The sequence below is a fragment of the Microbacterium sp. zg.Y909 genome (assembly GCF_024626565.1).
Genome location: NZ_JANJFJ010000310.1, coordinates 1 through 5,232 on the forward strand (window position 1 = coordinate 1; position 5,232 = coordinate 5,232).

Annotated in this window: 7 protein-coding genes; 1 reads left to right on the forward strand and 6 read right to left on the reverse strand. The window is 68.6% G+C overall.

Annotated features, from left to right (window positions below; all coding sequences use genetic code 11):
* Nucleotides 1–161: 161 nt before the first annotated feature.
* On the reverse strand, nucleotides 162–278 hold the full coding sequence (rpmJ, locus tag NQ160_RS17865; protein ID WP_005050492.1) for a 50S ribosomal protein L36: 117 nt from the start codon (nucleotides 276–278) through the stop codon (nucleotides 162–164).
* Between the two features lie 66 nt (nucleotides 279–344).
* Nucleotides 345–566, reverse strand: a complete 222-nt coding sequence (gene infA, locus NQ160_RS17870; RefSeq protein WP_017201569.1) for a translation initiation factor IF-1 — start codon at nucleotides 564–566, stop codon at nucleotides 345–347.
* A 356-nt stretch (nucleotides 567–922) separates the two neighbouring features.
* On the opposite strand from infA, the gene NQ160_RS17875 reads away from it, so the two are divergent.
* The gene (locus NQ160_RS17875; protein ID WP_257516485.1) at nucleotides 923–1,921 is read left to right on the forward strand and encodes a hypothetical protein; all 999 of its coding nucleotides are present in this window, start codon (nucleotides 923–925) and stop codon (nucleotides 1,919–1,921) included.
* Nucleotides 1,922–2,000: 79 nt separating this feature from the next.
* Here NQ160_RS17875 and NQ160_RS17880 read toward each other — a convergent pair whose 3' ends face one another.
* The 4 genes from NQ160_RS17880 to secY form a co-directional block, all read right to left on the reverse strand.
* Nucleotides 2,001–2,678, reverse strand: coding sequence for a DsbA family protein (locus NQ160_RS17880; protein ID WP_257516486.1), 678 nt, complete (start codon nucleotides 2,676–2,678; stop codon nucleotides 2,001–2,003).
* A 9-nt stretch (nucleotides 2,679–2,687) separates the two neighbouring features.
* Complete coding sequence (gene map, locus NQ160_RS17885) at nucleotides 2,688–3,518, reverse strand: type I methionyl aminopeptidase (RefSeq protein WP_257516487.1); 831 nt, start codon at nucleotides 3,516–3,518, stop codon at nucleotides 2,688–2,690.
* Nucleotides 3,519–3,523: 5 nt separating this feature from the next.
* On the reverse strand, nucleotides 3,524–4,114 hold the full coding sequence (locus tag NQ160_RS17890) for an adenylate kinase (RefSeq protein ID WP_257516488.1): 591 nt from the start codon (nucleotides 4,112–4,114) through the stop codon (nucleotides 3,524–3,526).
* Nucleotides 4,111–5,232, reverse strand: a 1,122-nt coding sequence (secY, locus tag NQ160_RS17895; protein WP_257516489.1) for a preprotein translocase subunit SecY, incomplete at its 5' end; no start/stop codon positions are given. The genes secY and NQ160_RS17890, both read right to left, overlap by 4 nt.

A 5,232-nucleotide genomic window follows, 5' to 3' on the forward strand; every position in this document is an offset into this window, starting at 1 on the left:
CAAGACGTGCCATGCGGCTCTCCTAGGAGTGAGTGGAGGTGTGGAGCAGGATCGGTGCCCGGGCCTCCGCCCCGAGGTGTCCCCTCTTGCGAGGTTCTGATCCTGCCGTGTGTGTTGTTCAGTTGTACGTCTGTGGGGTGGGATGCCGTGGCATCCCCGCGTCAACCCTGGCGCTGCTTGTGGCGCGGGTTGGACTTGCAGATGACCATGACGCGACCGTGGCGGCGGATGACCTTGCAGTGGTCGCAGATGGGCTTGACGGAGGGGTTGACCTTCATGATTTTCCTGTTCGCTGTCTTCGCCGGGCAGGGCAGCATGCCCCGGGGCGTTACTTCTCGACCGGTCTAGCGGTAGCGGTAGACGATGCGACCGCGCGTGAGGTCGTACGGGCTGAGCTCGACGACAACGCGGTCCTCGGGGATGATGCGGATGTAGTTCTGTCGCATCTTGCCCGAGATCGTTGCGAGCACCTTGTGTCCGTTGCTCAGCTCCACGCGGAACATCGCGTTCGGGAGAGCCTCGGAGATCACACCCTCGATCTCGATGACACCGTCTTTCTTCGCCATACGCTCGCTTACAGTAATGCGGACCGGTCGGTCTGCGGTGGATGGGGATTCGGTACGGCGACACGCCAAAGCGGGCGCAACGCACCAAACGTCAAGCATACGTGGTACTGCCGCATGCGGCAACTCGGGCGTGTCGCTCCCGCGCGCGTGACGGGCGCAGCGCCCGCAAGAAACCACTCCTCGGATGGGAAACCACGCATTGCGGTGTTTCCCATCCAGATCGTGGTTTCGCACGGGTGGAGGCCACCGGCCACGCCCCGCGAACGGCCCCTCCCCAATCCGCGAAGCCGCCGGACTGTCCCCGGGTGGGGGCCCGCATCACCACGAGGACGCCTGGACCACCGAGGCTGGGCGGTATGCCAGCCCTGAGCACGCCGCTCTCGCCCCTTTCGTTCGTGGTGCAGGCGCACGCGCTCGAGGCGGGGCTGCGCGTTCGCGACGGGGCTGCTCACGTCCGCGTGCGGCCGGGGGTGTACGCGATCCGCGAGGAGTGGGATCGGCTCCGGCCGTGGGAGCGCTATGCCGCCCGCGTGCACGCGTTCCACCTTCGGCATCCGGACGCTGTTCTGGCGTTCGAGTCCGCGGCGGTCGCGCTGGGCCTGCCGATCTTCGGCGAGCCACGCGACATTCATGTGTACGACCCGGATCGCGCCAGTTCGCGCCGATTCGGCGACGTGTGCGTGCACACGAGTGGCGAACAGAAGGCGCTGGTCGCGCGCGGCGGAGTGCTGCTCACACCGCTCGCCACCACCGCGGTGGACCTCATGCGCGTGCTGCCCCCGGCGTTCGGTCTCGCCGTCGCGGATGCCGCAGTCTCCCCCAGCCGCACCGATGCGGCATCCATCGAGCTTCTGCGCGAGGTCGCCCGCGCGCAGCCGCGGGGCCGCGGGAGCGCCCGGTTCGCGCTGCTCCTGCCGATGATCGATCCACGCGCGGAGTCGGCGGGCGAGACCGTCAGCCGCGCCACCGCGATCTGGCTCGGATACGCGGAGCCCGAGACCCAGGTCGAGTTCATCGCGGAGGGCGTGCGCGACCGCGCGGACTTCTTCTGGCGCCGGGCGAGCGTCATCGGGGAGTCCGACGGCTACGGCAAGTACACCGGCACCGATGTCGTGGCGCGTGTGGTCGACGAGAAGCGCCGCGAAGACCGCCTGCGCCGGCAGGTGCGGGCGTTCACCCGGTGGGATTGGGCCGCCGCGATGCGGGTGACACCGCTCGACGAGAGACTGCATCGCGCCGGCGTTCCCCGCCTCCGCGCCCCGCAGCGGGCGCTGCTGTCCACGCTGCGGCACCATCCGCGGTCGCTTCCCGCAACGAGAAACCACTTCTCGGACGGGAAACCACGCCGTGCGTGATGCCTCATCCGAGAAGTGGTTTCTCGGCCGCAGCGGTCGCGCGGGTCCGAGGCCGCGGGCGCGGCAGCGACCGGGCGGCTCAGCCCAGGCGGTCGGTGATGTCGGCGGCGACGTCGCCGGTGATCGTGACGTACTCGCCGTTGACCAGCAGGCTCGGCGTGCCGGCCTGGCCCTGGTCGTTGGCGGGAAGGTTCTGCACCTGCGACTCTGCGAACTTCGCGTGCGTCTGATCGGCGATGCACTCCCCGGCATCGGGGGCACCGGCATCCTCGGCCAGCTGCGTGAGCTTCTCGTTGGTGAGCCCCTCGCCGGTCGGGTGCAGCGCGAACACCGAGGTCATGAAGTCATACGCGGCCTCGCCGCCGGCCTCTTCGGCCACGCAGTACATCGCGCTGGCCGAGCGGGCCGAGAACTCCGTGCCGGATGCCGCGTTCAGGCTCGGCAGCGCCACCGGCTGCAGCCGCAGCGTGATGTCGCCGGAGTCGACGAGCTCCGAAATGGTGGGACCGTACAGGTCCTCGAAGTCCTGGCAGTGGGGGCAGTAGAAGTCGGCCCAGACCTCGACCTCGTCGGGACCGTCGCCCACGATGATCGCGCCGGTCTCGGAGTCGACCGCAGAGGACTCGGGTGCCGTGCCCGGCGACGTGGCGGCGCTGTTCATCCACCACACCAGACCGCCGACGCCGACGAGCACGACGACGACCGCCACACTCACCCAGATCGCGAACCAGTTGGTCTTGTTCCCTGCCGCTGCCACGAGTTGCCCCTATCCGATCTCGCGCGGGACCACGCCGAACGGCGCCAGACCCGCGGCTCCTCCATCGGGCGCAGTGAGCACCCAGATGCCTCCATGATGCACGGCGACGCTATGTTCCCAGTGTGAACCGGCCGAGCCGTCGACGGTCGAGACGGTCCAGTCGTCGTCCTCGACGAAGGTCTCCTCGCTGCCGGCGACCACCATCGGCTCGATCGCGAGACACAGTCCCGGCTTGACCTCGGCGCCGCGGTCGGCGACGCGGTAGTTGAACACCGACGGCGCCTCGTGCATCTTGCGGCCGATGCCGTGGCCGACGTAATCGCGCAGGATGCCGTAGTCCTCACCGGACTGCTCGATGTAGCCCTGCACCGCATCGCCGATCTCGCCGATGTGCTTCGCGTGCGCCAGCGCGGCGATGCCCGCCCACAGCGAACCGCGAGTGACCTCGGAAAGGCGCTCGCGCTCGGCCACCAGTTGCGGCCGCGACGGATCGGGCACCACGACGGTGATCGCCGAGTCGCCGTTCCAGCCCTGATACTGTGCGCCCGCGTCGATCGAGACGATGTCGCCGGGCTCGAGCACGCGGTCGCTCGGGATGCCGTGCACCACCTGCTCGTTCACCGACGTGCAGACGGTGTGGCGGTAGCCGCGCACCAGCTGGAAGTTCGACTCGGCTCCGCGCGCGCGGATGACGGCGCTTGCGGCGGCATCCAGCTCGAGCGTCGTCACACCGGGGGCGACCAGCTCGCGGACGGCCTCGAGGGCCGCGGCGGTGATGCGGCCGGGTTCGACCATGGCCCGCAGCTGTGCGGGGGTCTTGTAGATGGAGCGGCGCAGCACGTCGGTCAGGCGCCGACGAGATCGCGCGCGGCCAGCGCCACGCGGATCCGCTCGGTGATCTCGTCCAGCGTGCCCACGCCGTCGATCGTGTCGACGATGCCGCGCTCGCGGTACACGTCGAGGATGGGCGCGGTCTCGCGCTCGTAGATCGACAGGCGGTGGGCGATGACGTCTTCGGTGTCGTCGGTGCGGCCCTGCTCGGCAGCGCGCAGCGTGAGCCGCGAGATGCTCTCTTCGCGGGGGACGGAGAGCTCGATGACGCCGGTGAGCTCCTCGTCGCGGCCCGACAGGAACGCGTCGAGGTCTGCCACCTGGCCGAGGTTGCGGGGGTATCCGTCGAGCAGGAACCCGCCCGCGGCGTCGTCCTGCGCGAGCCGGTCGCGCACGATCGCGCTGGTCAGCTCGTCGGGAACGAGGTTGCCGGCCTCGATGATGGCCTGCACCTGCTTGCCGAGCTCGGTGCCCGCCTTGACGTTCGCGCGGAACACGTCGCCGGTGGAGATGACGGGGATGCCCAGCGACTGGGCGATGCGCACGCCCTGCGTGCCCTTGCCCGAGCCCTGCGGTCCGACGATGAGAAGACGGGGCGTGGTCATCGGAGAAGCCCTTCGTAGTGGCGCTGCTGCAGCTGGGCGTCGATCTGCTTGACCGTCTCGAGACCCACACCGACGATGATCAGGATCGACGCGCCGCCGAACGGGAAGTTCTGGTTGGCGCCGACCGTGGCGAGGGCGATAAGCGGGATGAGGGCGATGAGGCCCAGGTAGATCGACCCCGGCAGCGTGATGCGGGTGAGCACGTAGTCGAGGTACTCGGCGGTGGGACGCCCGGCACGGATGCCGGGGATGAACCCGCCGTACTTCTTCATGTTGTCGGCGACGTCGACCGGGTTGAACGTGATGGCGACGTAGAAGTACGTGAAGCCGACGATGAGCAGGAAGTACACCGCCATGTACAGCGGGTGGTCGCCGGTGGTGAAGTACTGCTGGATCCACGCCACCCAGCCGGGCACGTTGCCCTCGGCATCGGGCGTCTGGTTGAACTGCGCGATGAGGGAGGGGATGTACAGCAGCGACGAGGCGAAGATGACGGGCACGACGCCGGCCATGTTGACCTTGATCGGGATGTAGGTGTTGGTGCCGCCGTAGGTGCGGCGTCCCACCATGCGCTTGGCGTACTGCACCGGGATGCGCCGCTGCGACTGCTCGACGAAGACGACGAGGGCGACGGTCAGGATGCCGACGGCCAGCACCAGCAGGAAGATCTCGAAGCCGCGGGCCTGCCAGATCGACCACATGGCCGAGGGGAACGTGGCGGCGATCGAGGTGAAGATGAGCAGCGACATGCCGTTGCCGACGCCGCGCTCGGTGACGAGCTCGGCGAACCACATGATGAGGCCGGTGCCGGCGGTCATCGTGATGATCATCAGCAGCTGCGCCCACCACGCGTCGTTGGTGAGCACCTGCTCGCACTCCGCGATGCCGGTGATGCCGAACAGCTGACCGCTGCGGGCGACCGTGATGAGCGTGGTCGACTGCAGCAGCGCGAGGGCGATCGTCAGATAGCGGGTGTACTGCGTCAGCTTGCTCTGGCCGGCCTGGCCCTCTTTGTAGAGTGTCTCGAAGTGCGGGATCACCACGCGCAGAAGCTGCACGATGATCGTGGCCGTGATGTACGGCATCACGCCCAGCGCGAAGATCGACAGCTGCAGCAG